Source organism: Streptomyces sp. VTCC 41912, from assembly GCF_045799175.1.
Taxonomy (GTDB): domain Bacteria; phylum Actinomycetota; class Actinomycetes; order Streptomycetales; family Streptomycetaceae; genus Streptomyces; species Streptomyces albulus_C.
The window spans coordinates 179,320-201,664 of the sequence record NZ_JBJMAB010000004.1 but is presented as its reverse complement, the minus strand read 5'-3'; the positions used below and the strand labels follow the sequence as shown (position 1 = coordinate 201,664).

22 protein-coding genes are annotated in these 22,345 nt (G+C 71.1%); 10 read left to right on the top strand and 12 right to left on the bottom strand.

Annotation, left to right across the window (positions count from 1 at the left end; genetic code table 11):
• Positions 1–351: 351 nt before the first annotated feature.
• On the top strand, positions 352–774 hold the full coding sequence (locus ACJ6WD_RS08240) for a hypothetical protein (protein WP_038516549.1): 423 nt from the start codon (positions 352–354) through the stop codon (positions 772–774).
• A 240-nt stretch (positions 775–1,014) separates the two neighbouring features.
• Here ACJ6WD_RS08240 and ACJ6WD_RS08235 read toward each other — a convergent pair whose 3' ends face one another.
• The 3 genes from ACJ6WD_RS08235 to ACJ6WD_RS08225 form a co-directional block, all read right to left on the bottom strand.
• The gene (locus ACJ6WD_RS08235; protein ID WP_407615400.1) at positions 1,015–1,365 is read right to left on the bottom strand and encodes a hypothetical protein; all 351 of its coding nucleotides are present in this window, start codon (positions 1,363–1,365) and stop codon (positions 1,015–1,017) included.
• Positions 1,366–1,633: 268 nt separating this feature from the next.
• Positions 1,634–2,776, bottom strand: a complete 1,143-nt coding sequence (locus tag ACJ6WD_RS08230) for an acyltransferase (protein ID WP_233655646.1) — start codon at positions 2,774–2,776, stop codon at positions 1,634–1,636.
• Positions 2,777–3,697: 921 nt separating this feature from the next.
• Complete coding sequence (locus ACJ6WD_RS08225) at positions 3,698–4,123, bottom strand: pyridoxamine 5'-phosphate oxidase family protein (protein WP_407615399.1); 426 nt, start codon at positions 4,121–4,123, stop codon at positions 3,698–3,700.
• 405 nt (positions 4,124–4,528) lie between these two features.
• Here ACJ6WD_RS08225 and ACJ6WD_RS08220 point away from each other — a divergent pair, with 405 nt between their 5' ends.
• On the top strand, positions 4,529–4,738 hold the full coding sequence (locus ACJ6WD_RS08220) for a hypothetical protein (RefSeq protein ID WP_016573557.1): 210 nt from the start codon (positions 4,529–4,531) through the stop codon (positions 4,736–4,738).
• A 608-nt stretch (positions 4,739–5,346) separates the two neighbouring features.
• Here the strand turns inward: ACJ6WD_RS08220 and ACJ6WD_RS08215 are convergent.
• Positions 5,347–6,123: a hypothetical protein gene (locus ACJ6WD_RS08215; RefSeq protein WP_233655648.1), complete on the bottom strand. Its 777-nt coding sequence runs from the start codon at positions 6,121–6,123 to the stop codon at positions 5,347–5,349.
• Positions 6,124–6,376: 253 nt separating this feature from the next.
• Positions 6,377–6,556, bottom strand: coding sequence for a hypothetical protein (locus ACJ6WD_RS08210; protein WP_020931189.1), 180 nt, complete (start codon positions 6,554–6,556; stop codon positions 6,377–6,379).
• A 241-nt stretch (positions 6,557–6,797) separates the two neighbouring features.
• On the opposite strand from ACJ6WD_RS08210, the gene ACJ6WD_RS08205 reads away from it, so the two are divergent.
• On the top strand, positions 6,798–7,250 hold the full coding sequence (locus tag ACJ6WD_RS08205; protein ID WP_331246941.1) for a VOC family protein: 453 nt from the start codon (positions 6,798–6,800) through the stop codon (positions 7,248–7,250).
• Between the two features lie 199 nt (positions 7,251–7,449).
• Positions 7,450–8,598, top strand: a complete 1,149-nt coding sequence (locus tag ACJ6WD_RS08200) for a methyltransferase (protein ID WP_233655651.1) — start codon at positions 7,450–7,452, stop codon at positions 8,596–8,598.
• 71 nt (positions 8,599–8,669) lie between these two features.
• On the opposite strand, the gene ACJ6WD_RS08195 is transcribed toward ACJ6WD_RS08200, so the two are convergent.
• Complete coding sequence (locus ACJ6WD_RS08195; protein WP_233655652.1) at positions 8,670–9,227, bottom strand: nuclear transport factor 2 family protein; 558 nt, start codon at positions 9,225–9,227, stop codon at positions 8,670–8,672.
• 189 nt (positions 9,228–9,416) lie between these two features.
• On the opposite strand from ACJ6WD_RS08195, the gene ACJ6WD_RS08190 reads away from it, so the two are divergent.
• Positions 9,417–9,641, top strand: a complete 225-nt coding sequence (locus tag ACJ6WD_RS08190) for a hypothetical protein (RefSeq protein ID WP_233655653.1) — start codon at positions 9,417–9,419, stop codon at positions 9,639–9,641.
• A 103-nt stretch (positions 9,642–9,744) separates the two neighbouring features.
• On the opposite strand, the gene ACJ6WD_RS08185 is transcribed toward ACJ6WD_RS08190, so the two are convergent.
• Together ACJ6WD_RS08185 and ACJ6WD_RS08180 are read right to left on the bottom strand one after the other, a co-directional pair.
• Complete coding sequence (locus tag ACJ6WD_RS08185) at positions 9,745–10,695, bottom strand: hypothetical protein (protein WP_407615398.1); 951 nt, start codon at positions 10,693–10,695, stop codon at positions 9,745–9,747.
• A 247-nt stretch (positions 10,696–10,942) separates the two neighbouring features.
• Positions 10,943–13,027: a DUF2264 domain-containing protein gene (locus ACJ6WD_RS08180; RefSeq protein ID WP_407615397.1), complete on the bottom strand. Its 2,085-nt coding sequence runs from the start codon at positions 13,025–13,027 to the stop codon at positions 10,943–10,945.
• A gap of 228 nt (positions 13,028–13,255) precedes the next feature.
• On the opposite strand from ACJ6WD_RS08180, the gene ACJ6WD_RS08175 reads away from it, so the two are divergent.
• The 3 genes from ACJ6WD_RS08175 to ACJ6WD_RS08165 all read left to right on the top strand — a co-directional run bounded on the left by ACJ6WD_RS08175 (position 13,256) and on the right by ACJ6WD_RS08165 (position 16,550).
• Positions 13,256–14,410, top strand: a complete 1,155-nt coding sequence (locus ACJ6WD_RS08175; RefSeq protein ID WP_407615477.1) for a Gfo/Idh/MocA family protein — start codon at positions 13,256–13,258, stop codon at positions 14,408–14,410.
• 335 nt (positions 14,411–14,745) lie between these two features.
• Positions 14,746–15,336 carry an HAD family acid phosphatase gene (locus ACJ6WD_RS08170; protein WP_407615476.1) on the top strand — a complete coding sequence of 197 codons (591 nt, stop codon included), beginning with the start codon at positions 14,746–14,748 and terminating at the stop codon, positions 15,334–15,336.
• 230 nt (positions 15,337–15,566) lie between these two features.
• Positions 15,567–16,550 (top strand): helix-turn-helix domain-containing protein, encoded by a 984-nt coding sequence (locus ACJ6WD_RS08165; RefSeq protein ID WP_376446384.1) that lies wholly within the window; start codon positions 15,567–15,569, stop codon positions 16,548–16,550.
• Between the two features lie 134 nt (positions 16,551–16,684).
• Here the strand turns inward: ACJ6WD_RS08165 and ACJ6WD_RS08160 are convergent, their stop codons facing one another.
• Together ACJ6WD_RS08160 and ACJ6WD_RS08155 are read right to left on the bottom strand one after the other, a co-directional pair.
• On the bottom strand, positions 16,685–16,888 hold the full coding sequence (locus ACJ6WD_RS08160; protein ID WP_038516568.1) for a ferredoxin: 204 nt from the start codon (positions 16,886–16,888) through the stop codon (positions 16,685–16,687).
• Positions 16,889–16,914: 26 nt separating this feature from the next.
• Positions 16,915–18,135 carry a cytochrome P450 gene (locus ACJ6WD_RS08155; RefSeq protein ID WP_407615396.1) on the bottom strand — a complete coding sequence of 407 codons (1,221 nt, stop codon included), beginning with the start codon at positions 18,133–18,135 and terminating at the stop codon, positions 16,915–16,917.
• 212 nt (positions 18,136–18,347) lie between these two features.
• Here ACJ6WD_RS08155 and ACJ6WD_RS08150 point away from each other — a divergent pair, with 212 nt between their 5' ends.
• The gene (locus ACJ6WD_RS08150) at positions 18,348–18,902 is read left to right on the top strand and encodes a TetR/AcrR family transcriptional regulator (protein WP_020963762.1); all 555 of its coding nucleotides are present in this window, start codon (positions 18,348–18,350) and stop codon (positions 18,900–18,902) included.
• A gap of 37 nt (positions 18,903–18,939) precedes the next feature.
• Here the strand turns inward: ACJ6WD_RS08150 and ACJ6WD_RS08145 are convergent, their stop codons facing one another.
• Complete coding sequence (locus ACJ6WD_RS08145) at positions 18,940–19,998, bottom strand: hypothetical protein (protein ID WP_233655660.1); 1,059 nt, start codon at positions 19,996–19,998, stop codon at positions 18,940–18,942.
• Positions 19,999–20,285: 287 nt separating this feature from the next.
• Here ACJ6WD_RS08145 and ACJ6WD_RS08140 point away from each other — a divergent pair, with 287 nt between their 5' ends.
• Positions 20,286–21,107, top strand: coding sequence for a lipase family protein (locus ACJ6WD_RS08140; RefSeq protein WP_016577058.1), 822 nt, complete (start codon positions 20,286–20,288; stop codon positions 21,105–21,107).
• A 52-nt stretch (positions 21,108–21,159) separates the two neighbouring features.
• Here the strand turns inward: ACJ6WD_RS08140 and ACJ6WD_RS08135 are convergent, their stop codons facing one another.
• A complete protein-coding gene (locus tag ACJ6WD_RS08135) occupies positions 21,160–22,326 on the bottom strand; it encodes a cytochrome P450 (RefSeq protein WP_407615475.1) in 1,167 nt (388 codons plus the stop codon).
• Positions 22,327–22,345 lie beyond the last annotated feature (19 nt).

Below are 22,345 nucleotides of genomic sequence, written 5' to 3'. Positions count from 1 at the left end.
TCGCCGCCGGCCCCGTCACGGACTGGACCTCGTACGGTCCGAGGACTCGCCCTGCTCTCGACGTCCCTGACGACCACCGGCGGTACCTCGCATCACCGTCGTGGAGAGGACGCCGCAGACCCGACCAAGGAGACGACACGATGAAGCGGGACGTGAGCCCGCACGCAACGAGGGCCGATCACGGGCTCTCGCGACGCCAGCCCCCCGTAGGCAACCAGTGCGCGCGGACGCATGGACAGCACGGCACTCCGCCGGCCGGTGGCGTGCGCCGCCACGGCACCTGACGCCGTGACAGACAGCGCTTCGAGCCACAGTCCTCGTTGTCGGCCACCACGCCGGGAGTGATGCCGTATGAGCCGCCGTTGTACGTCGATCGACCGCGCCGCTCGGGTGGTGGCGGCGGCGCTGTGCCTGGCCATCGCCTGGGTACACGTAGAGGACCAGGGCGGAATCCCCGGTGACGAGACCCCGCACTACATCGCCGTCGCCTACTACCTTCTCGAAGGTGGCAGCGTCGTCTGCGCCGGGCTGCTACTTGCCGGATTGCGCACCGGGCGGTACGCGGACGTGTGGCTGCTCGCCTCATGGGTCGCGAACGGCCCTCTGCTGGGAAACGTCCTCGCGCGGATCCCCAACATCCCGGATTACGGCACCGACGACAGCTACTGGACCGATCCCCCGGGAGTCGAAAGCATCGTCGCCGAGGTCGCCCTGCTCATGCTCTCCCTCACGATGACGCTCCGAGCACCCCAGCCCAGGCCGCTCTCATCCTGACCGGCGGACTCCGCAGCGCTCCCATGGGCCTCAGGCCCACATGGTGCGGGCGTGCAGGCTGCCGTTCAGCAATCCGAAACCGTCGACACGGGCAGCCGAAGGACACCGTTCGTCCGACGGCTTGACGTTGGTGCCCCGCGCGGCCCAGACGGAGGCCTCTGTGGAGGAGCAACTCACCCGCCGAGCCGACCCCGTTCGCCCAGGTGCGGGTGGCTCAGGGCGTGTCCGGGCGGACGCGATTCAGAGCCACCGCTGTGCCGCCTCGACGCTGTCCCCGCCACCGGTGTTGAACGCGATGGCGGCCTGGGGTGCATGACGGCGGATCAGGTTCACGATCTGCTCGAAGAGCGGCAGCAGCTGCTCGGTCTTGCGGATCCCGCCGCCGACGACCACGACATCCCACGGCTGCTTGGTCAACGATTCGACGAGTGCGGGCTCGGCCGATGCGTCGAACGCGATCAGCGTCATGGACGCATCGATGCCATGCGCACCGAACCGAGCCAGCTCCGCGTCGAGAGCCGCACGAAGAGCGTCCCCGTCGACGCCGGGTATCGCCTGCGGGTCGTAACCGACAACGAGTGCAGAAGTCATGTGGCCAATCTACCGGCCCCCGCCCGAGCGTGAGGCGCCGAACAGGCCGTAGCGGGCCGGTCATCGCCTACCCGGCGGCGGTCTTCGGCGTCGAACTCCTCCCCATCGCGGAAGACGGAAGCAGCCGCAAGCAGTCGGAACCGGCCCGGAGAGGGGCGCGGCCAGGTGACCGCGCCCCCCCTTTACGCCGTTGCCGGCGCGCCTGCCCTCAGCCGGCCGGTGCCGGCACGTGCCGGTCAGCGGGCTCGGGGCGGCTGACCGGCGATCGTCAACTGGCCGGCGTGGGCGGCCGGTCGACCACGTCGCTCCGCCCGCTCACGGGGGCGGGAGCGGGGACGAGTGGCACTGCCTGGGACTGCGGACGGCGGCGCGGGCGGGACCACCGCTTCACCATCGGCAGCTCCACGGTCCGGTACAGGATCCAGGCGAGGACGAGGGTGAGGGCCAACCAACCGGTGGCGCGCAGCAGCGCCTCGCCGGTGTCCCACTGCTGTCGGCTGCCGTACTTGGCGGGTCCGACGGGCCCGACGACGAGTTGCAGCATGTAGAAGGCGAACGAGATCTCTCCCAGCCACACCATGGTGCGGCCGCCCAGCGGACTGGTCCTGCCCTCCGCATCGGCGTGCGCCCAGCTCGCGACGGTCAGGCCGAGCGGGACGAGCACCGGCAGCACCACGCCGTGGGTGGTGGGAATCCACAGGGACAGCAGGTAGCCGGGGATCAGGGTGAGGGCGGCGAGCCACCGGTTCACGGGAATCCAGCGGCCCGTCATGACGATCCGCGCCAACAGGATGCCCAGGCCGAACTCGAAGAGCCGACTGACCGGGACGAAGTAGACGATCCAGAACTGGAGCCAGCCGTACTTCAGCGACGGCACGGTCACGTGGGGAAGCAGCGTCTCGGCGGCCGTGGCGACCAGCAGTGCGCCGAGCACCATGGCCCCGGCCCACCACCACAGGCGCTCCGGGCGGATCTTCTTGACCAGACCTATCAGCACGGGGAAGCAGAGGTAGAAGACAAGCTCGACGGAGAGCGACCAGGCCGGGCTGTTGACGCCGTTGAGGACGAGGGGATCCGGCACCCAGGTCTGGACGAGGAACAGCCCGGGCAGGAACTGACCGGCCGTCAGGGCCTGTCCGGCAGCCAGGCCCAGCAGCAGCGCGGCGACCCAGGTGACGAAGTGCATCGGGTAGATCTTCGTCAACCGGCGGCGCCAGAACCGGGCCGGGCGGTCGCCGTCCCGGGCGGACCAGGTGAGCACGAACCCGCTGAGGAGGAAGAAGAAGGACACCCCGAGGCTGCCGAACATGCCGAGGTAGGTGCTGAGCCCCTTGTTCAGGCTCTGGTCGGTGAACATCCAGGCCGCCGACACATGGGCGATGAAGACCAACAGCGCTGCGACGAACCGCATACCGGTCAATGAAGGGAGCGCTCTACTGCGTTGGGGAGGGCTTGCGTCCAACATGTGCGGATCCTCTCGGAGAGGTTGGGGATCGGGGAGTAACGAGCGGGCAGCACGTCACTCCTCGTCGGCGGCGGTCGCGCCGTCCGCCGCCAAGTCACCCAACTCCCGGCGGACTCCCGGTCGGTCACCCGGCCCCACCCCGACGTGCCCCGGGCACGGGCCGACGGTCTGCCTAACCGTCGAGGGACGACCGATGCGCAGGCAGCACCGCGCACCGCCCAGGGGGATGACGGGGAAGGTGACGAAGGAGATGACCAGGCGAGCACCGGCACCGGCGTGAGCCACGCCTGGTGGGGGAACTCGCTGACGACGTGGGCCGGGACGACCCCCACCTCCCACGTCGTGCAGTCGCTCTCGTCGCCATCGTCCGAAACACGTCCGGTGGTCAGCGAGATCGTCATGCGGCGAAGTAACACACAGGCCGAAAGTGATCGCCACCGAATTTACCGCGGAATGGGGCGGGTTGGGGCCCGGATCGCGCGATTCGACGGTCCGCCGCACCCACGGCGGTGCCTCCGCGAACGCCAGCCCTGCGCCGGACCAGTGCAAACGATGTCAGCGACGGCGAGGGGACCGCACCGGAACCGGATCGGGGCGGTGCGCCGTCCGCACTGCCGCGACGTCCGGTGCCGGCACAGCGCCCGCACGCCGAACGGCGCGATCGGATCGGGTGGTTTCCGGACACCGGCGCAGGCACGCAAGACGGCAGCGCAGGACGTGCGAACGCCGCGGCGCAAGGCCGGGTCCTCCGTGCGCGGGAGGAACAACCGTGGCGGCTCGCGACGGCGTCCCAGACAGATCAGGCGGGGCGGCCCGGGGTGGAGGCCGCGGTCGGTGCGCTACGGCCAGGGTGACGCTGCCGGCGTCTCAGAAGGCTCCCAGGTCCGCCGACACCCAGTGCTCCGGCCGCATGTAGAGGGCGATGTGCTCGCCGAGGTGGGTCCGGTCGTATGCGACGAAAGCGCTGACCTCGTCCGGCGGGAGATATCGCGCCGCCATGTCCCACGAGCGCTGGGGACTGTCCGGGGCCGTCCTGGTCAGCGGGCCCTCCACGGACACGTAGCGCACCGTCGGGTCGGTCCGCTGCGCCATCAGGCTGAAGCGTCCCGCGGTCCGGATCGCCCGCGCCTTGCGCGAATCGGGCCCGGTACGCACCCACAGCTCCCCGCCCGGCGTGTAGTGGTACCAGATCGGCACCGTCAGCGGTGCCCGGTCCGGCCGTTCGACCACCGAGAGCGCCCCGACGTGGGGTTCTGCCAGAAACCGCTCCCGTTCCTGCCGTGAGAGTGTCATGTGACCGACCCTAGTTGCGCGGGCGCCTTCCGACACCCCGTTCCCGGAACGGCCCGCCCCCGGCATGCGAACGCGGCGGCAACCGCACCACGGCGCCGAGGTCCCCAGACGCCGCATCACCGGACCGCGTCTCGCCGCATTTCTGCGAAAGGACGCGGTCGTGGCGGAACTCCGCATATGAGCAATTACCGCACGCGCGGCGATCGTTGATCAATCCCAGACCTTGCTTGAATTTGACCTTCCGCTTAAAAAACTGGCGTGTGCAATACGTGAAGGCTCTGGAATTTCGTTCTCGATACCACGATCGAGCGTGCAATCTAGTGCGTGGCGGGAGTCGCTCAAGGGTTCCGCCGCAGTGCGGCACGCATTGCACGCCACCATGAAGGAAGAAGGACGCTCATCATCATGAGCAACACCTCCGGCATTGAGACCCGCGAGATAGCCGACGACGACCTCGACAACGTCGCGGGTGGTCTCTCCGTCAGCGGCTCCCTGAATGGCCTGACCGCCAACTTCGCCCCGGGCCCGAACGGCATTCCGATCCTGACCGGCGGCTCCATCAAGTCGGTCAGCCTCACCGTCTCGGACATCCCCCTGGGCCCGATCGGCGGCTGACTCACCACCTGCGGCTGAGATACGGCTCTCGCCAGGTACTCAGCCGACGGGCCCGGAGACCGCCCCGAGATGATGTGGGGTAATTCGGGACCCAACGCGGCGTCGGCCTTCAAGACCTCGATGTGGTCTTGAAGGCCGACGTCGTCGTATGCGTCACCGAGTCCGCGCAGCCCGGCGCGGCGGCGCAGCCCCCATGGGCGCGTGCCGGTATTGACGCAGCCGTCGCGCAGCGAAGAAGGTATGCGGAAGAAGGGTGCGACAGCCGGCCCGGAAGCGTTTCGAGAATTTCAACTCCGAGCAGTCCAGTAGCGAATCCGAGCGCGATTTCCCAATCGTAAACGACCGCGCCCATCCAACGACTTGGACACAATCCTCACACCGGCATCGGTGTAACCGTCCCCTCAATGCATTCCCAGCCCGAGAAAGCATCCGATGGCGTCGCCACTGGCGTCGCCGCGAAGACCCGTCGAAGTCAATGGGCACAATTGATCGGCAGGTTCGGTGGAACCTGCCGGATTTTTCAGCCGTGACACCGAAACCGTTGCACAGCCACTGCGCAAGGAACGCTCGGGCACGGCCTACTGGAAGGAAGGACGGGCGGACGGACTTCAGTTGTCGACGTACTTCCGCAACACGGACTGGTAGTCGGCGAATTCGGGCTCGGTGTGGAGTTGGTCGGTGCCCCGCTTGAGGTAGACCATTCCCGGGCAGTTGGGTTTCCGGCTGCCCAGCAGTTTTTCGCTGCCGATCTTCTTGCCGGTCCTGGCTTCGTACACCGTGACGTCGTACACGCCGCGGTACAGCTTGATGGTGTCCGTGGTGAACTTGCAGTCGGTCAGGAACTCGCCCTCGTCGGGAGCGTCCAGACAGGCGATGAGCTGCACCCGGTGCGGGTCGAGGCCGTTCCCGCTCCAGTAGTCCGCCGTGCCGGAGGTCGGGTAGACCGGGTGGGAAGAGCCGGACTCACTGATCGTGAACATCGCGACGGGGTGCGGGCCCGCACCGGTGTGCTCGGCGGTCTGGGGGAAGAACTTGCGGGCGATGCCGCTGCCGCAGCCCGTGTCCAGGTCGGAGACGCGGCTGAGCGCCTTGTCGTTGGCCTTCGGTTCGAACATCACCCAGTAGACGCCGTAGCCGACGGCCAACACCGTGACCACCGCGGTCGCCCGGAGGAGCAGGGTCCGCTGCCCGCGCTGCTGCGCCCCCGTGCCCCGGGCGGACGTGCCGCCGGCCCGGCGCCTGGTCGCCACGGCGTACCCGACGTACAGCACCGGGGCGGCCGCCACCACGACGAACAACAGGCCCACCAAGGGATTTCCGCCCTTGAAGGCGATCACCGAGAAGAGCACGGCGATGCCGATGAGCAGAACCATCAGCTTGGCCATGGACACACCTTTCCTTGAGGCCCGCGACGGGCCCAACCCACGGACGAGGAGGAACTCACCCCGTCGATGCGGCCTTGAAGCCGCCACCGGAACTCAACAGCCCGTTGTGGGACGACGGCCGGGGCGGTCGAGGCGGATGCGGTCCGGCCCCGCCCCGGTCCGCCCACAGCCGGTCCCGCGACGGACGGGGACGGCAACGACCGGCGCGCCGACTCCCGTCGTCCGCGCCGCCGTCGTCATCCCTCCGTCACTGCTACCGAAGGCCGGTCGGGTCCGATCCGCCGGCGTCCGGGCGCGCGTCACGGCGAGCCTGCGCGGCCGCTTCCTCCCGGGCCGCCCGGCGCCTGCGGGCGGCGGTGCCCAGGGCACCGGCCAGGACGATGAGTCCACCGGCGAGAGCACCGGAAACCAGCTTGTGCAACAGATCGTCCATCAGGGCCCCGTTCGTTCCTTCATTACGCGCGTCTCCGGACAGGAGCCGCGGACATGGCTGTGCGACCGCGTGTCCCGCAGGTCGCTGCACCACTGTCGCGGACGGCGTTGAAATGCCGATGAAAGATCGATGAAGGGGGTGGGCGGGGTGCCCGGCGTCGACGAACAGCGGGCGATCCGTGCCGACTCCGCCGCCCCCCCGCGGGGCCGACATCGGGCGGGGCTGTCATATAACTTCTCCCATGCCATTGAACTGGAAACTGGTCATCGACAGCAGGAACGCAGCCGCCCTCGCGGACTTCTGGGCCGCCGCCCTGGAGTACGAAGTGGAGGATCCCGGCGCGCTCATCGAGCAACTGCTCGCCGCCGGCCGCATCGGTGGGGAAGCGATCGCGGAGCACCACGGCCGCGTGACCTTCCGCGGTTATGCCGCGATCCGTCACCCCGACGACCCGTTCGACGAGACGAGCGGCATCGGCCGCGGGCGACGGCTGCTCTTCCAGGACGTGCCCGAGGACAAGGTCGGCAAGAACCGTCTGCACCTCGACGTCCATGGCGAAGCGGGCGGCCTCGAAGCGCTGGTGGCGCGGCTGGAGGGCCTGGGAGCGACGCGGGTCCGCGAGGTGGACCGGGGGCCGGCCGGGCACTGGTGGATCATGCGGGACCCGGAGGGCAACGAGTTCTGCGCCGCGTAGGGCGCGGGAGCGGGCCGGCCGCGGCCTTGCGTCGCCTGGCTCCTTCGGCCGGGTCAGCGGGGTGGTGCCGCTCGTCCGCCGGGTTCGGAAGGTCCCGGGTGACGCGGTGCTTCAGCGAGATCGTCGAGGGGCATCCTCCCCGTCGGGCGGGCAGTCAACCGGGACCGCCCAGCAGCAGCGTGACGACCGGACCCCGTTCATGCAGGAGGACTTCGTGCGGCAGGACGAGAGCAATCACCACGGCGAGGACGGCGCGGCCGGGGCGTTAGGCGGGGCGGCGGCCGACCGGGCCGGGGGCGGTGCGGGCAGCGGCGAGGCGGGCTCCGCGATCCCCGATGCCGAGGCCCGTTCCCGTCGTTCCGCCAGTTTCCTGATCGACGAGGCCCTCGGTTTCCTCTACCCCGCCGCCCTCCGCGCGGCAGCCGACGTGAAGGTCGCCGATCACCTCGTCGACGGCCCCCGCTCGCCCGCCGACCTCGCCACCGCGACCGGCACCCACGCCCCCAACCTGTACCGGGTCCTCCGGCTCCTGGCCACCCGGGGCGTGGTGGCGGAGGACGACCAGGGCCGGTTCGCGCTGACGGAGGCCGGCCAGGCACTCCGCAGCGACGCCCCGTACTCCGCCCGCACCGCCATCCTGATGCTGACCGACCGCACCATGTGGCTGCCGGGCAACGAGATGAGCCGCTGCCTGACCGAGGACACCTCCGCGTTCGACGGCATCTTCGGCATGCCGTTCTTCGACTACTTCGCCCAGGACGAGCGCACCGCCGCCGTCTTCCACGTCGGCATGGCCGCGATGTCCGACGCGGAGAACGCGCCCATCGCCGCCTCCTACGACTTCCCGGCCTCCGGCACGGTCGTCGACGTGGGCGGCGGCCACGGCGGTCTGCTGCTGGAGGTGCTGCGTCATCACCGGGGGTTGGACGGCGTCCTCTACGACCAGTCGCACGTCCTGGCGGGACACCGGCTGGCCGCCGAGGAAGCGGTGGCGGGGCGGTGGGCGCTGGCGGACGGCGACTTCTTCACCGACGTGCCGCCCGGTGACGTCTACCTGATCAAGCGGATCCTGCATGACTGGGACGACGAGCGCAGTGCGGCCATCCTCGCCAACTGCCGGCGGGCGCTGCGGCCGGGGGGCCGGATCCTGATCGTGGACGCGGTGGTGCCGCCGGGCAACGCACCGCACCAGGCCAAGGCACTGGACCTGATGATGATGGCCTCGCTCGTCGGCCGCGAACGCAGCGAGGCGGACTTCGCCGCGCTCTTCGAAGCGACGGGCCTGCGCCTGTCCCGCGTGGTGCCGACGTCCACGGTGCTCTCCGTGGTGGAAGCGGTGGTTGCCTGACGGGGCGGGTGCGCGGGTGCGGTGCGGACCCGCCCGGTGCGGCCGTCCCGAAGGGCGGTTCTCAGGTCGCGTCAGGCGGCTGTCTGCGGGGCGGTGTTCCGCAGGGTCTCCTCGGCCCTGGGCGTCAGGACCGGCGGTCCCTCGCCGTTCGTCCACACGGCACGGATGTCCAGCCGTCGGAAGCGCCAGCCGTCGACGGTCCGGGTCACCTCGCCGGTGAACGTGCCCCCGACGTCGAAGTGGCCGCCCGGCTCCGCACCGCGGGCGGCCTGCGTCGACGCCAGGTGGACGTGGGTCATCAGGGCGTTCCACCGCACGGTGGCCCGGTCGCCGTCGAGGCCGATGAGGTAGTTGGAGCCGAGGTGCTGCGTCCGCTCGAACTTCGCCATGGTGGCGCGTTCGGATGCGGCCAGTCCCTCGATGCCGCGGTGCTGGGCGACGGGCGAGGTGATCACGATGTCCTCGGTGAACAGGCTCCGGGCCCAGTCGTCGTCGAACCCGGCCCCGCCGGGGAGCACGTCGAGGCTCAGCAGGTAGCGGTCGATGAGGCCGGTGATCTCGGCGCGGTCGACCAGGACGGCGACCTGCTGGTGGAGGGCGGGGAGTTCGGCAGGGGTGAGGGTGGTCACGGGGGTGTGCTCCGTTCGGTGGTCAACGGCCGCCCGTTCGGCGGTGGTTGACCACAACCTAGAACCTCAATCAAGCTTGAGGTAAAGCCCACTGCCTGGCGGTCGTGGCGAAGCGGCGGAGCACGGCGGTACCTTTCCCCTGCTCCTGCTGCCCGGCGGGAGCCGAGAGGGGAAGGGACGGAGGTGCGCATGCTGTTCTCGCGCAAGGCGGGGAGTTCGGAGCGCGGGCCCGGGTTCGATCTGGTGCGGCGCGGCTACGACTGCGCGCAGGTCGACGCGTACGTCGAGGGCCTGTCCCAGGCAGCGGTGCCCGTCGGACCTCCCGCGTTCGACGTGGCGCGCCGGGGCTACGACCGGCAGCAGGTCGACGCCCACGTCGCGGAGCTGCTGGCGGGCCGGGGCTCGGGAGCCTAGCCCGCCGGCGAACGGGTCCGCTCCCGCCCTGCCCGGCGACCGTCGCACACCTGTGGAAGCTCTCCGCAACGCTGCTGTGCACCGCGTGGGCCGGGCCGCTCGTTCAGTCGTTCTCGCGGGCGCGGGCGTAGTGGTGGGAGAACCGTTCCAACGGGTCCCCCTCGGCGTTCCACGGCCAGGGGGTGGCCTGGCCACCGGTGACGCGCAGGGTGTGCGCGGCCTCGCTCGGGCGGGCGGCCTTGATGAGCGCGTAGGCGAGCAGGTTCAGGTCGGCGAGTGCCTGGGCGTGGCCGAGGTACCCGGGTTCGGGCCAGTGGTGCGCCGCGTGGTCGAGGGCGGCCACCGCGTCGTGGCGGCGCCAGAACTCGCCCGCGCCGAGGGCGGCCACCCCTCCGGGGCCCATGCTCCGCTGGTGGTTGCGGACGAGGGCGGTGAGTTCCAGGCCGGCCGCGGGGGCGTTCGGGGGCATCGCGGAGCGCACGGTGTCCAGCAGGTCCAACACCTGGCTGCTGGAACCGCATTCGTCCGGCGAGAGGTAGCCCAGTGCCTGGAGGTGGGCCTCCCGGTTCCAGGGGTCGCGGGCCTTGATCTCGCGCCAGATCGCCGCCAGTTCGGCGGACGGGCTCCGTTCCAGGCGGAGCGTGGCCAGGTGGATGGTCCAGGGCGTGGGGTCGGCGGGCAGGAGTTCGGCCGCGCGTCGGCAGGTCTCCCGGGTGGCGTCGAGGTCGATGCTGGCGCCCTGCTGGCCGGCTTGCAGCACGTTGGACCAGGCTTCCAGCAGCAGGGCGGCCTGGTTGTGCGGGTTGTGCTGCCGCCAGATTCCGGGCAGGGCCCGTCCCGCGGCCGCGGCGAGCACGCGCAGGCGGTGTGACTTGCGGTCCCAGTCCTCTCCGGCCTCGTCGAGCACCTCCGCCATCAGGGCCATGACGGGCGTGTCGAGCGAGCCGCGGTCCCAGCACGTCAGGACGCGCCGCCGGACCCGACCCAGGGGGGCATCGTCGAGTTCGGGGAGCAAACGGGGACGGCTGCCTTTGCGGCGTCTGAAGACGGGCATTCCGCGGTGGCCTTCCGGATGAGGTGGGGACGGGACGGAGTCCCGGCATCGTACGGGCGTCGGCCGGCCGCACAACCCGCCGCCCGCACTCCGAGACGCACCCGACACTCAGGCCCATCCGTTTCCGATCCCGGAACATCCTCGTCCTGAACCTTCACCCACCTGGACCCCGTTTTCAACCAGCTTGTCAGATACTTGTCATTTATTGGGAGATTCTGTGCCCGGTGGGCGGCTCGCCTCGGCCCTGTCACCGACCCGGGCCAGGCACGAGCACGGGCTCCTCCCCCGGGGAGAGCCGGGCGTAGCGCACCGGTCCGGTCAACGGCACCCCGTCGACGACCGGTGACTGCGGGACGGGCCCGCCGAGGGCGACGAAGACCCGGGTGCCGTCGGGGAAGGCAGCGGTGACGGCGTCCCCTTCGACCGCGCACCGTACCCGCGGTGGTGCCGCCTCCCCACCCCGGCCGGTGAGGCCGATCAGGGCCACGTGCACGGTCCGGTCCGCCGCGCGCCGGCCGGTCGCGTAGGGGACGGCCGCGTGGCGGCCGAACGCGCTGGTCCCCTGCGCGGTCGCCACGGCCATCGCGTCATGACCGGCCAGGGAGACGAACGTGCTGGTCAGACCGTCTTCAGTGGTGGCTTCCGCCAGGTGGCCGGCGGTCCGGCACCGGGGTGGCCGCTCCCCCGCGACCTGCCAGCCGCTGTCGTGCAAGGGCAGGCGGCAGGGCGCCTCGACCAGGTGCACGCGCAGTTCATACGCGCCCCAGACCACGCTCGCGGTCTCGATCCGGGCAGCAATGTCCGCCTGGCCCGGCCAGACCGGTCGATGCCAGGACGCGGCGTAGCGGTCCTGGACGTGCAGGCGGTGGATGCGGGTGCGGCGGGACAGGCCGAGTTGAGGGTGGACGAGGGCGGCGTGGTTGTCGGACTGGAGGCGGTGCCTGGCGTCCTGGGCGTGGTGCGGGCCGGTCGCGGTGGAGTAGGCGAAGCGTGCGTAGTGTGGATCCCCGTCCGCGCGCACCGGAGCGTAGCCGCCGCGCACGGCCCCGCCCGGTGCGCGACCGCCGCTCGCCTGGTCGACCGTCGCGTGGTTGTCGCTGCCGTGGTTGACAAGGCGGACGAGGCCGTCCGCGCGGGTCGCCGAGAGCACGAAGCCCGGGGCGGGCAGGGCCCGCACCTGATCGGCCCGCTCCACCGGCAACGGTTCTTCCGGTTGGGTCCAGCAGGGGTGGTCGGCGGGCAGCAGGAGGCCGAGGAATGCCTTGCCGAGCCAGTACGGGGACGCCGGACCGGAGTAGTCCTGCACCAGGGACGGGAACGGTCCGAACCAACCAAGGGTGGCGACCCCGTTCCGGTCGCGGAAGCCCCGGTCGACGAAGTGCCGTAGCGCACCGCTGGCCAGTCGCCGGGTCTGGCCCGGACTGAGGGGAGTGGCGTCGACCAGCGCCCCCATCCACGGAGCCGTCGCCGCCGCGAACCGGTAGATCAGGGACCGCCCTTGGTGCACGGGGGCCCCGTCGGCGCCGAAGAACAGCGCGTAGTCCGCGAGGAACCGCCGCAGCCGCGCGGCGAACACCGCCAGCCGGTCGGCCCGCCGCGCCGTGTCCTCCCCGGCCATCAGGGCCCACAGGAGGGGGTAGGTGTGCAGCGCCCAGCTGTTGTAGTGGTCGAAGTTGTCCGCGGTGCGGGCGTCCCCGCCGTCGCGGTACCAGCCGTCGCCGACGTAGAACTCCTCGATGCGCGCGAGGTCGGCGGCCATCGCGGCCCGGTCGTGGGGAGCCCCGACGCCGGCCAGGAACTCCCCCACGATGACCCGGAACATGTGCCAGTTGTTGTCGGGTATGCGCAGCCCCCAGACACCCTGCAACCAGTCGACGATCCGTTCCCGGACCGCGTCGGGCAGTTGGTCCCACAGCCACGGCCGGGTGAGGTGGAGGCCGACCGCGAGGGAGCACGCCTCGACGAGGGTCTGCCGGCACTCCTGGGCGAGGGCCGGCCAGGCTTCGGGGTGCCCGGGGTCGGTGCCAGCGCCGAAGCCGTCGGCGTAGGTCCGCAGCAGACCGGCGGGCGCGGCACCGCCGCAGCCCGCGGTGCGGAACGCCAACAGCAGGAACGTCCGGGCGAATCCTTCGAGTTGGTCGGAGTCGGTGCCCGAGACGGAGGGGCGTCCGGGCAGCGCGATGCGGGCGCCGGACGGCGAGGCGAACCGGTGCACGTCCGTCAGCAGCCGGTCGGCGAGGGCCAGCCAGTGAGCACGGCCGTATCCGGTGTAGGGGGAGAGCGTGCGGTCCTCGGGCGGCAGTGCCGGGACGTTCCGACGCGTGGGCTGCATGGTCCTCCTTGGGGCGTCGTGGCCCGGTGGCGGGCCGGGGCCGTGGTGTGTTGCCCTGGTGGTGCTGTGCTCCTGCGCCTCGCAACGAAACGCCCACGAGTCGTCCCCGAAGGCAGGCTGATGACGTTGTCCCACACCCGGGAAGAGTCCGACACCCCGCACGCGCCCGCGACCCGGCCGACGGCCGACGGCCAGCGGGAGGCACGGCTCGCGGTCGTGGGGCTCGGCATGCGGGGAGCCCTCGGCCGGCACGTCGCCGAGCAGCAACTACCGGCGCGGGTGGTGGCGGTGTGCGATCCGGTCACGGCCCGTCGCGAACGCGGCCGGGAACGGTATCCGGGAGCCGCCCCCCATGCCGATCACCGCGCCCTGCTCGACGAGGGATTGGACGGCGTGATCCTGACGACGCCGGACGACACCCACGAGCAGTTGGCCGTCGACTTCCTGGAAGCCGGCGTCGCGGTCTTCGTCGACAAGCCGTTGGCCATCACCACGGCGGGCTGCGACCGCGTCCTGGAGACGGCGCGGCGGACCGGCACCCGGCTCTACGTCGGGCACAACATGCGGCACATGCCGGTGGTCCGGGCCCTGCGCGAGTTGGTCGTCAGGGGCGTCATCGGCGAGGTCAAGGCGGTCTGGTGCCGCCACTTCGTGGGCCACGGCGGCGACTTCTACTTCAAGGACTGGCACGCGGACCGGCGCCGCACCACCGGCCTGCTGCTCCAGAAGGGCGCGCACGACCTCGACGTGATCCACTGGCTGGCCGGCGGCTACACCGTGCGCACACAGGCGATGGGCGGACTGACCCTCTACGGCGACATCACCGCACGGGGCGGCCAGGGCGGGCGGACCCTGACCGACTGGTTCGATCCGGACGCCAACTGGCCGCCCACCGCCCTGACCGGCCTCAACGACGTGGTCGACGTCGAGGACCTGTCGATGATGACCATGCGGCTGGACAACGGCGTCTTCGCCACCTACCAGCAGTGCCACTTCACGCCCGATTACTGGCGCAACTACACCGTCATCGGCACCCAGGGCCGGCTGGAGAACTTCGGTGACACCGAAGGCGCGGTGGTGAAGGTGTGGAACGGCCGGCGCAGCGGGTACCGGCCGGACGCCGACCTGGTGGTGGAGGTGCCCGCGGAGGACGGCGGGCACGGCGGGGCCGATCCGCGGCTCGTCACCGAATTCGTGGACTTCGTGCGCGCCGGGACTCCCACGCTCACCTCGCCGGTGGCGGCGCGCCAAGCGGTCGCCGCGGGGTGCGCCGCCACCGCCTCGCTGCGCGCCGACGGCATCCCGGTCGACGTTCCGGCACTGTCACGGGAGGTGGCCGGGCATTTCACCACCGGGGCGGGTGACTCCGAGGAGGCCCGGTGAACTCGTAGCGACCGCCGGGGAAATCCCCGCTTCCGGTGCGGGCAATTCCTTGCCCGACCGTGGTCCTCACACCATCGGAAACCACCCCCGTCACCGTGCCCGAAACCCGCACTTTCCCGACCCGCAAAGCACCCGCCCCACCCAGAACAGTGCAATTCACCTTCAAAGAGCGGGAGTTGGGGCCTGCGCTGCCCATCGTTGCCACTGGCGCGACGTGGACACTGCGGGACCGCGGGTTCAGGTAGCAATGTCATGGCCGGCCACGTGGATTCCGCGGCGGGGATCCCGTGCCTGCCACCGAACGGAACGGACCCCCCAAAGGAGTGGTGAAGAGCATGGTCAAGGGGAAGAAGATCGCCCTGGTCCTGGGACCGGTGTTGGGACTGAGCATGTTCGGGGCGCTGTCGCCTGCGGCCGCGCAGGCGGCTTCCCGGCCGGATGCGCTGCCGAGTGAAAGCGAGTGGCTGGGCGACGTCGCTCCGGTCGCCGCGTCCCTCCAGGACTATCTGGCACACCGTCTGGCCGACGGCAAGAGCGGCGAGAAGCCCGCGGTGGTCCTGGACATCGACAACACCTCGCTGGCCACGCACTACGACCGGGGCAAGCCGATCGAGGCGATCCTCAAGGCCACGAACTACGCGCACGAGCACGGCGCCGCCGTGCTCTTCGCGTCCTACCGCGGCGCCGACAAGGAGGACTCCACGACCCGGGAACTCACCTCGGCCGGGTACACCGTCGACGGCCTCTGCCTCAAGCCGCACGGCGACAGCCCCGGCAAGGCCCAGGTCAAGCTCGGCTGCCGGAAGAAGTACGAGGCGCAGGGCTACTCCCTCATCGCCAACGTCGGCAATCGCAGCACCGACTTCGAGGGCGGGCATTACGAGAAGGGATTCAAGCTGCCCGACTACGACGGGCAGCTGAGCTGATTCCGGCATTCCCGGGGCCTCGGGATCCGGGCATGCGGAGGGCGGTTCGGCCGGCACGGATCCCGGCGCCGTGACCTGCGTGTCCATCGGCCTGTGGTAGACATCGACGCCGAACACGGCACGCACGGCACGAGAACGTCACACCGCGCCCCGCGCCCCGCACCCGTCGCACCCCCACGTCCGCGACGGCGCGCCCACCCCCCACCCCCGCTCACCGTCCGGAGCCCCTCATGAGCGAAGACGACCGGTCGGCCCACCTCGTCCGACTCGGCCTGTCCCCGACCGAGGCCACCGCCTATCTGGCCATGCTCGACACCGGCCCCACCACCATCGCCGCGCTCTCCCGTCGCCTGGGCCGCGCCCCGGCAGAGACGGAGCGCACCCTCCCCCGCCTGATCCACCTGGGGCTGGCCACCAGTCACGGTCCCGATCGTGCCGGCATCGCGCCGATCGAGCCGTCCATCGGCCTGGGCCGGCTCGCCAACGCCCGCACCGCGGAACTGCAACAAGCGCACCTGGTGGCCATGGACGCCTACCGCACCTACCGGCGCCAGGTGCACCCACACGCCACCGACGACCTCGTCGAAGTCGTCACCGGACCGCAGATCGTGGAGCGCATCCTCCAGGTGGAGGACGCCGCGACCACCGAGGTGCTGCGCTTCGACGCACCCCCGTGGCACACCGGCGGCACGCCCAACCCCACAGAGATCCGCAACCTGGAACGCGGCGTCTCCTACCGCATCGTGTACTCCAAGTCCGCGGTGGAGAACGGCGACTACTACGCCTGCAACATCCGGCCCTGCATCGCGGCGGGCGAGCAGGCCAGGGTGCTGCAGTCCCTCCCCGTGAAGTTGGGCGTCTTCGACCAGCGGCTGGCCATCGTGTCGCTGGCGTTCGGGGACACCGAGGTGAACGACTCGATGCTGCTGGTCCGCCCGTCCAGCCTGCTGCGCGCGCTCACCGGCCTGTTCGAGACCTCCTGGCGGTCCGCCTATCCGCTGCACTTCGGCGGACGGGTGCCGGCCGCACTGCGCCCGGTGCAGCGCAGGATCCTGGAGCTGCTGGGGAGCGGCGTCACGGACGAGACCATCGCCGAACTGCTCGGCATCAGTCGACGCACCCTCTCCCGCCAGTTGGAGCAGCTCAACCGCGCCGCCGACGCCACCACCCGTTTCCAACTCGCTCTGTACGCGGCGCGGAAGGGGTGGATCTGACGGCCGCCGCGGGTGCCGGGCGCCACCGGCGGCCTCGCCTGCGCGGCGGCACCGCGGGCGGCCCCAGCCCGTCGGCCGGAGACCGCCCCGGCCGACGGCCGGAATCCCCGCTCGCCTGTTCCGTGTCCTTGACCCTATTCCGTGTCCTCGACGACGCGGACCGCACCGGACGGACAGAGATGGCCGGCCTCGCGCGCGGTGCGCCGGTCGTCGTCGGCGGCGGGTTCGGCCGTCAGCACCGTGACGATCCCGTCGTCGTCCTGGTCGAAGACGCCCGGCGCCGTCAGCGCACACAGCCCGGCACCGACGCAGACCGTCCGATCCGCACTCACCCGCATGGTCATGTCCTTGCCCCTCTCCCCCGTCACCAGGTGACCGGGAGTTCGTTGACGCCCTGGATCGTCGTACCCGGCCGCAGCACCAACTGCTCGACGGGGACGGCCAGTCGCAGCGTCGGGACGCGGTCCATGAGGGCGTTGAGGATGACCTCCAGCTCCAGCCGGGCGAGGTTCTGGCCCAGGCACTGGTGCACGCCGAAGCCGAAGGCGAGGTGGTGGCGCGCGGAGCGGTGGATGTCGAGGGCGTCCGGGTCCTCGTACACCGTGCCGTCCCGGTTGGCTATCGAGTTGACGACGATCACGCCCTCGCCGGCCCGGATGAGCTGCCCCTCGACCTCGATGTCCGCCGTGGCGACGCGGCCGCCCGCGATGTCGGCGATGGCGAGGTAGCGGAGCAGTTCCTCCACCGCGCCGGGCACGAGGCTGCGGTCGGCGCGCAGGGCGGCGTACTGCTCGGGGTGGTCCAGCAGGGTGATCACGCTGAGGGAGGTCATCGAGGCCGTGGTCTCGTGGCCGGCGATGAGGAGCAGCATCGCGGTGGAGATCAGTTCCTCACGGTCGATCTCGCCGTTGGCCAGCTGGTCGGCGACCAGAGCGCCCACCAGGCCCGCGCCCGGTTCGGTCTGGAACTGGGTGATGAGGCCGTCCAGGTAACCCGCGAGGTCGTTCCGCGCGGTGAGCGCGCTCTGCGCGTCCGTGGACTGCACCAGCCGCTTGCTCGCGTCCTGGAAGAACTCGTGGTCGGCGTAGGGCACGCCGAGGAGTCGGCAGATCACCATGGAGGGCACCGGCAGCGCGAACTGGCTGACCAGGTCGGCGGTCGGGCCGGCGGCCAGCATCTCGTCGAGGAAGCCGTGCACGATCTCCTCGACCTCGGGACGCATGTTCTTGATCCGCTTGACGGTGAACTCGCTGATCGTCATCCGCCGCCGAGTGCCGTGCTCGGGCGGGTCCAGGCCGATGAACGCCTGCGGGCTCTCCCGGACGGCCTCGAAGCGCGGTGACGTGGCGGGGAAGTTGTCGTCCGTCCGGTTGGAGGACAGTCGGGGGTCGCCGAGCAGTTTGCGCGCGGCCTCGTGCTTGGTCACCACCCACGCCTGGCGGCCGTCGTAGAGCGTCACCCGGTGCAGGGGGCCGGGGGTGTCCCGGAGCTGGGCGTAGCCGTCCGGTAACTGGTAGGGACAGCTCCGGTTGCTCGGGAAGGCGGGTGCGTCCGTGGTCTGGGGCGTCGTGGCGGTATCGGTCATCGGTCCACTCCGATTCAAGAATTCTCACCTTTAAAGAACGCCATGTTCTCTATTTCGGAGCATAGACTTGCCCCCGTAGAGAACGCAACGGCCTCTATCAGACATCTTCAGGAGTCCCCCTGTCCGCCAACGCCGATCCCACCGCCGCCCCCGCCACTGACCACCGCAAAGGCCCCCGCCGCCGCGGTGCGGAGCTGGAGAACGCCATCCTGATGGCGACTCTGGAGGAGCTCAGCGAGACCGGCTACGCCGCGCTGTCGATGGAACGGGTGGCCACCCGAGCCCGCACCGGCAAGGCCGCCCTCTACCGCCGCTGGTCCAACCGCGCCGAACTGGTCGTGGAGGCTTGCCGGTTGGCCGGCGTCGCCAAGATCGACCCGCCCGACACCGGCGCGCTCCGCACCGATGTGATCGATCTGATGCAGCAGATCGCCGCCAAGGTCGCAAGCCCGCTCGGCGGCATCCTGCGCGGTCTGCTGGCCGAAATGACCCGGGACCCCGACTTCGCCAAGCTGGTCCGGGAGAGCGTGCACACCGTCGGCCCGGTCAGCCTCCGCGCCATCCTGGAACGCGCCGTCGAACGCGGCGAGATCGAACCCTGGATCCTGGACTCCCGGCGCGCCACGGTCGCCACCGACCTGCTGCGCAACGAGTTCCTGCTGTTCGGGGCCCCGGTCTCGGACGACGCCATCACCGACATCGTCGACGACGTCTACCTCCCGCTGATCCTGCGCCCGGCCCCGGGCCGAGCCGGCGAGGGCGGCTAGGCCGATCGCCCGCGCCGGCCCCCGCGCCGGCGAACCCTCAACACCCCACCCGGCGTGCGGCCGTTGACGCCGGCACGGCGGACGACGCGCACGGCAGGCGGTGCTCGGCGGCGGTCATGATGCGCGCGATGAGCTGGCGGTACGGCCGGCCGGTGCCGGCCCACTGGAGGGGCAACGGGGAGTAGGCGGGGCTGAGACCGGGCAGCGGGTTGACGTCCAGGACGTGGGGCTCACCCGCTGCGTCGCACCGCAGGTCGACCCGGCCGGCGTCCCGGCAACCGAGCGTGCGCCAGGCCCGGACGGCGAGGCCGGCGAGGCGCTGCGCGGCGCCGGTGTCCTGGAGGGCCCGCACGGGGACCGGCTGCCCCGAGGCGTCGCGCTTGCGCAGATCGGTGAGGAAGGGTGTCGTCCGCCGGTCGTGGAGCGTTTGCGACACGCCGACGGCCCGGGCGTCCGCACCGGCGCCGAGGATGCCGACGGTGTACTCCGGGCCGGGGAGGTACGGCTCGACCATCACCGGCTGGCCGTGCCGTTGCAGCAGCCGCGTGCAGGTCGACCTCAGCTCCCGCGCGTCGTCCACGCGGGAGTCCGCGCCGATGCCCTTGCTGGTGCCCTCGGCGACCGGCTTGGCGAACAACGGGTACGGCAGGTCGATCCCGTCGATGTCGTGGGGCTCCCGGACGACGGCGAACGGCGCCGTCGTCACCCCCGCCTGCCGCAGCAGCAGCTGGGTGGTGGGCTTGTGCAGGCACAGCGACAGGCACAGGGAGTCCGAGAACGTGAAGGGGATCCGCCACTCCTCCAACAGCGCGGGAACCTGGGCTTCGCGCCCGTAGCCGTGGTGCCCCTCGGCGAGGTTGAAGACGACGTCCCAGCGTTCGCCGCGCAGCAGGCGCTCCATCAACGCCGGCAGCGCACCGATCAGCACGCACCGGTAGCCGAGCCCTTCGAGGACGCCGGCGACGGTCTGCACCGTCTCCCACTCGTCGAACTCCGCGTCGTACCCCTCTCTGGGCGGGCCGGCGCCGAAGTGCTCGACGGACTCACCGCGCAGGTTGTAGGTGAGCCCCACGACCAGCCGAGACTGCGACACCACGGCGCCCTCCGACTCAGACCGTCCCCGGCCGCCAGTGTCCGACCTGACGGGCCGTGCGGCACGCGCTGCTCGCCCGTCCGGGCCGCCGGATGCGCCAGGCAGGTGCCGTTCGGCGTTCGTCACGACCGGCGTCGGACCCGCGGCCCCGCCGTTCGGGGGACTACGGGCGCGGCGACAACCCCCGGGCCGGCCGCTGGCATTACGAAGGGACCGGTTTCGCGCCGGGGCGACCGTCCCGCGCACGGCGTGACCCCAGCACCGAACGACACCGAGCCGAAGGAGCCCGCATGTCCGCACCGACCGCGATCGACCACCGCTCGCCCACCGGGTACAGCCTGCCCCTGGCCTACTGGCTGGCCCAGGCGTCCGATCTGGCCTACAAGGACGAGGCCACCATCGAGTCCGAGGCCCGTTCCTGGGGCTTCGACGAGGTGCGCCACCACCAGACGCGGTTCACGCCGCCGTTCCCGCTGGAGGACACCCAGGCGTACACGGTCGCCAGCGACCATATGATCATCACCGCCTTCCGCGGTACGGAGCCGGCGCAGATCCGTGACTGGCTGTCCGACGCCAGCACGCCCCCGTGGCCGGGCCCGGCCAAGACCGGCTACGTCCACTACGGCTTCGCCGAGGCGCTCCAGTCGGTCTTCCCGGACGTCAAGGACACACTGGCCGAGCTGCGCACCAACGGGCAGACGGTGTGGTTCACGGGGCACAGCCTGGGCGGTGCGCTCGCCATGCTCGCCGGCGCGCGGATGTACCTGGAGGACCCGCGGCTCCAGGCGGACGGCGTCTACACCTACGGGCAGCCCCGCACCTGCGACCGCATCCTGGCGGCCGCGTACAACAAGGGCTTCCAGAACCGCATGTACCGCTTCGTCAACAACAACGACATCGTTCCGCAGCTCCCGCCGGAGCCCGCGTTCACCCACGTCGAGTCGCTGCGCTACATCGACTCCGGCGGCAAACTGCACGACTCCATGGGGCTGCTGGGCAACCTGGCGGACCGGGCCAAGGGTCTCACCGCGGACGCCTTCGCGCCCGCCGCGGACGGCATCCGGGACCACTCGATCAAGCGGTACATCGCCGCCATCGGGCAGAACGTCTGACGGTCGGCGCGCCTGCCCCGCCGCGCACCGGTCGCGGCCGGGGCAGGCCCGGTCACCAGGTCACCGGCAGTTCGTACACGCCGTAGACGGAACCGTCGTGCTTGAACGGGACGTCCGCCAGCGGCACCGCCAGTCGCAGGGTCGGGACGCGGCGGTAGAGGGTGCCGTAGACGACCTGGAGTTCGAGGCGGGCCAGTGTCTGGCCCAGGCACTGGTGGACGCCGAAGCCGAAGGCCACGTGGTGCCGGGCGGCACGTTGCAGGTCCAGGCGGTGGGGGTCGGGGAAGGCGTCCGGATCACGGTTGGCGATGTCGTTCGGGAAGATCAGTCCGTCGCCGGCCCGGATGGTCCGCCCGGCGAGTTCGATGTCCTCCGTCGCCACCCGGCGGCGGCCGCTGTGGGTGATGTGGAGGTACCGGAGCAGTTCCTCGACGGCGTTCGCCACGCGCTCGGGTTCGTCGGACGCCCGCAGGGCGGCGAGTTGTCCGGGGTGTTCCAACAGAGCCAGGGTGCCCAGCGCGATCATGTTCGCGGTCGTCTCGTGGCCGGCGATCAGCAGCAGGACGCCCATCCGGGCCGCGTCGAGCCGGGTCAGTTCGCCGTCCGCGACACGCTGGGCGAGCTGGGAGAGCAGGTCGTCCGTGGGCCGGGCGAGCTTCTCGCCGACCAGGTCGTCCAGGTAGTCGCTCAGCCGTCCGTGGGCGGTGGTGCGCTCTTCCGGAGTGACGTTGCGGTTGATCAGGATTCGGCTGTTCTCCTGGAAGAAGTCGTGGTCGGCGTAGGGCACGCCGAGCAGTTCGCAGATGACGAGAGAGGGCACCGGCAGGGCGAACGCCTCTACCAGGTCCACCGGCCGGGGGCCGGCGAGCAGCGCCTCGATGCGCTCGTCGACGATCTGCTGCACGCGCGGCCGCAGCGCCTCGACGCGTTTGACGGCGAACGGGGCGGTGACCATGCGGCGTTGCCGGGCGTGCTCGGGGTCGTCCATCAGGATGAAGCCGATGGTGTTGCCGCTGACCGGGGCCGCGCTGGGGTAGCCGGGGCGGGTGACGTCGGCGCTGACGCGCGGGTCGGCCAGCAGGGCGCGCTGGTCGGCGTAGCGGGTCACCAGCCACGGCGTGCTGCCGTCCCAGAGTCGGACCTTGGTGAGCGGGCCCTGTTGCTGTTGCGCCGTGAGGGTCGGCGGTGGGTCGAACGGACAACCCGCCGCGCGCGGCATCGGGAACTCGGGTACGTCG

Coding starts and splice junctions, on each gene's coding strand:
- ACJ6WD_RS08240 (WP_038516549.1), top strand. CDS start 352: ATGAGCCGCCGTTGTACGTCGATCGACCGCGCCGCTCGGGTGGTGGCG.
- ACJ6WD_RS08235 (WP_407615400.1), bottom strand. CDS start 1,365: ATGACTTCTGCACTCGTTGTCGGTTACGACCCGCAGGCGATACCCGGC.
- ACJ6WD_RS08230 (WP_233655646.1), bottom strand. CDS start 2,776: ATGCGGTTCGTCGCAGCGCTGTTGGTCTTCATCGCCCATGTGTCGGCG.
- ACJ6WD_RS08225 (WP_407615399.1), bottom strand. CDS start 4,123: ATGACACTCTCACGGCAGGAACGGGAGCGGTTTCTGGCAGAACCCCAC.
- ACJ6WD_RS08220 (WP_016573557.1), top strand. CDS start 4,529: ATGAGCAACACCTCCGGCATTGAGACCCGCGAGATAGCCGACGACGAC.
- ACJ6WD_RS08215 (WP_233655648.1), bottom strand. CDS start 6,123: ATGGCCAAGCTGATGGTTCTGCTCATCGGCATCGCCGTGCTCTTCTCG.
- ACJ6WD_RS08210 (WP_020931189.1), bottom strand. CDS start 6,556: ATGGACGATCTGTTGCACAAGCTGGTTTCCGGTGCTCTCGCCGGTGGA.
- ACJ6WD_RS08205 (WP_331246941.1), top strand. CDS start 6,798: ATGCCATTGAACTGGAAACTGGTCATCGACAGCAGGAACGCAGCCGCC.
- ACJ6WD_RS08200 (WP_233655651.1), top strand. CDS start 7,450: ATGCAGGAGGACTTCGTGCGGCAGGACGAGAGCAATCACCACGGCGAG.
- ACJ6WD_RS08190 (WP_233655653.1), top strand. CDS start 9,417: ATGCTGTTCTCGCGCAAGGCGGGGAGTTCGGAGCGCGGGCCCGGGTTC.
- ACJ6WD_RS08185 (WP_407615398.1), bottom strand. CDS start 10,695: ATGCCCGTCTTCAGACGCCGCAAAGGCAGCCGTCCCCGTTTGCTCCCC.
- ACJ6WD_RS08180 (WP_407615397.1), bottom strand. CDS start 13,027: ATGCAGCCCACGCGTCGGAACGTCCCGGCACTGCCGCCCGAGGACCGC.
- ACJ6WD_RS08175 (WP_407615477.1), top strand. CDS start 13,256: ATGCGGGGAGCCCTCGGCCGGCACGTCGCCGAGCAGCAACTACCGGCG.
- ACJ6WD_RS08170 (WP_407615476.1), top strand. CDS start 14,746: ATGGTCAAGGGGAAGAAGATCGCCCTGGTCCTGGGACCGGTGTTGGGA.
- ACJ6WD_RS08165 (WP_376446384.1), top strand. CDS start 15,567: ATGAGCGAAGACGACCGGTCGGCCCACCTCGTCCGACTCGGCCTGTCC.
- ACJ6WD_RS08160 (WP_038516568.1), bottom strand. CDS start 16,888: ATGCGGGTGAGTGCGGATCGGACGGTCTGCGTCGGTGCCGGGCTGTGT.
- ACJ6WD_RS08155 (WP_407615396.1), bottom strand. CDS start 18,135: ATGACCGATACCGCCACGACGCCCCAGACCACGGACGCACCCGCCTTC.
- ACJ6WD_RS08150 (WP_020963762.1), top strand. CDS start 18,348: ATGGCGACTCTGGAGGAGCTCAGCGAGACCGGCTACGCCGCGCTGTCG.
- ACJ6WD_RS08140 (WP_016577058.1), top strand. CDS start 20,286: ATGTCCGCACCGACCGCGATCGACCACCGCTCGCCCACCGGGTACAGC.
- ACJ6WD_RS08135 (WP_407615475.1), bottom strand. CDS start 22,326: ATGCCGCGCGCGGCGGGTTGTCCGTTCGACCCACCGCCGACCCTCACG.